Raw genomic sequence first — 2,703 nt, 5'->3', positions numbered from 1 at the left:
AAATTTCAAATAAATATTATTAGTTAATTAATGTTTAATTAGAAAGATATTTATATTTTATCATATTTAATAATTAAAAACCATGATAAATAATTTATCAACAAAATTTTTCAAAAAGCCCTATATATTCCCCTATATTTTTGTTTTTGATATTATAAATTTTAGTTAAATTTATTATTATCTTTTTTACATATTATATGTTAACTAAGAAAATTCATTATTCTTAGAATTAGATATAAAAAAATCTTTAATAAGAAGTAATATAATGGAGGATTAAAAGATATGAATAAGAATATTTCATGTGTATTCTTATTAACTACTCTTATATTATTTTTAGGATTGTCAGTTGTTTGTGCTTCTGATATTAATAGTTGTGCATATGATAGTGTATCTGATTTAGAAAAAGTAAATAATATTAAGGATAATACTGTCAATAAAGTTACTGACAATAATGATAATAATATAAAAGAAATAAAAAAGAATACTAATAATAAAAAATTTACAGTATCTAATTTGGACAATAAGAGAAAAGAAACTTCTAACTCTAAATTAGAGACTAATAATGTAGAAAATAATACTTTAAAAACTGTTAATAAGAAGAATTTAAAATCTAGTGATTCATATACCATTACTAATGATTCTTTTAGTAATTATTTTAGTAATAAGAAATTAAATGACAATATCCAAGATGGTTCTACTCTTGATTTTAAGGGTTTATTTAATGGTTCTAAGTATAGTATGACTATTAACAGACCTGTTAATCTGATTTCATCTGATAAATCTGCATTTATTGATCTTGATGGTGGTGAATTTGTAATTGAAAAGACAAGTCATGTAAATGTTACTAATATTACATTCCATAATTCTCAAACATATGTTAGAGAATCTAGTAATATTACATTTAATAGACTTAATATACTAATTGAAAATAAATCTATAGGTCAAGGTGTTGGTTCAACTTCTATTCGTGATGGTTCTACTAATATAACTATTAAAAATAGTAATTTTTATACTGAAAATAGTGGTGGATACAGTACTCTTGTTTTTGCTGGAGTAAATTGTAGTACTATTGAAAATAATACTATTACAGCTGTTGGTGAAGTTGGTAATTTACTTTATTTAACTACATATAATACTAATGATTATGGTATTGGTATGAATTCATATAATATTATAAGAAATAATCGTATTACTGGTCCTAGTTCTGCATCAGGTATTTGTTATGCTGTTTGTTTAACTGGTCATGATAATTTAATACTAAATAATACTATTGTTTATCCAGGTTCAGGTATTACTATTCAATGGGGTTATACTGGTGCAACTGTTGAAAATACATTCATTAATAACACTATTACTGGTAGTTTTCAAGCTTCAATAAACAGTACTGTTACTGGTAATAATATAAGTGGTGGAGTTTCCTCTAAGGGCAATACTACGTTCACAAACAACACATTAGGTTCTATATCACTTGTTGGTAATGATGTAGTTAATAATAATATCATTAATGGTTATGTAACTATAAGTAAAAGTAATAATACAGTAGATAATAATCTTATTAAAGGAGATATTAGTGCATCAGGTACTCCTACTTATAATACTATTACTAACAACAATTATACTGGAACAATTGATTCTAAATTAACAAATCCTGCAAATAATAATGTGGTATCTGATAATAATCAAGTTAAATTTACTGAAATTATTGTAGAACCTAGTTCTGTAACTGTTCCTATTAAAACAACAACAAGGCTTAGTTTATATGTTTTATCTGAGAATAATAAGGTACGAAGTGGAACATTAATTATTAAGGGTGAAAATGGAAATATTATTGAAAGAGCTTCTCTTGATGATAAAGAAATTGTGGAGATTGATCTTTTATATGATAGTATAGGAGTAAAAACTCTTAATATAACATATGAGGGAGTAGATAATTATCTTTCTTCTTCAAGATTATTCAATATAATTGTAATTAAACAAGATCCATCAATAGAAGTAATTACTACTAAATCAAGAATTGATGATTTAACTACATTTAAGGCAAAGTTTAATGCTGAAAATGTACAGGGACGTGTTATATTTAAAGTAAATGGTAAAATATTAAAAGATGAAAATGGTAATATTATATTTAGCACTGTTACAAATAATGAAGCTATAGTAGAAAATATTAAAGTAAATAGTAAATGGTATACTCCACATACAACAGTAACTGCTATTTATAGTGGAAATGATATGTATAATACTTCAACAAAAAGTGTACCATTTGAAGTTACACAACGTGAATCTAAAATTGAATTAGAAGCACAGCAAGCTACAATAGGTAAAACTGTAACATTAAAAGCAAAAATTACTGATGCTACTAATGAGAGTATTACAATAAATAATGGACAAGCCATATTTAAATTAAATGGAAGAACTCTAAAAGATACAAATGGAAACATAATTTATGCAAAAATTGTAAATGGAGAAGCTATACTTGATTATACCATACCACTTACATTTAAATCAGGCGAGTATAAACTTACATGTGTATTTGGTCATAAAATATATGAAAGAATGGATGGAAACACTACATTAACAATTGTAAAAGAATAAAAAAAAAAGTTAACATTCTTTTTCTACTTATTTTTTTTTAAAAATTTTATTATTATGAAAAATAATTAATTTTTAGTAAAATTTGATAGTATAAAAATAATTTATTATATT

The 2,703-nt window shown here is 23.8% G+C and carries 1 protein-coding gene; it reads left to right on the top strand.

Annotated elements, in window-relative coordinates; translation table 11 throughout:
* Window positions 1-282 precede the first annotated feature (282 nt).
* A complete protein-coding gene (locus A9758_RS00985; RefSeq protein WP_011406551.1) occupies window positions 283-2,592 on the top strand; it encodes a hypothetical protein in 2,310 nt (769 codons plus the stop codon).
* Window positions 2,593-2,703: the final 111 nt, after the last annotated feature.

Source organism: Methanosphaera sp. A6 (genome assembly GCF_001729395.1).
GTDB lineage: Archaea > Methanobacteriota > Methanobacteria > Methanobacteriales > Methanobacteriaceae > Methanosphaera > Methanosphaera stadtmanae.
Note: the sequence above shows the minus strand (reverse complement) of the source record. Positions and strands in the feature narration are given on the sequence as shown.

What these genes read in the sequence shown, in the direction of transcription:
- A9758_RS00985 (WP_011406551.1), top strand. Translation starts at nt 283, where the DNA reads ATGAATAAGAATATTTCATGTGTATTCTTATTAACTACTCTTATATTA.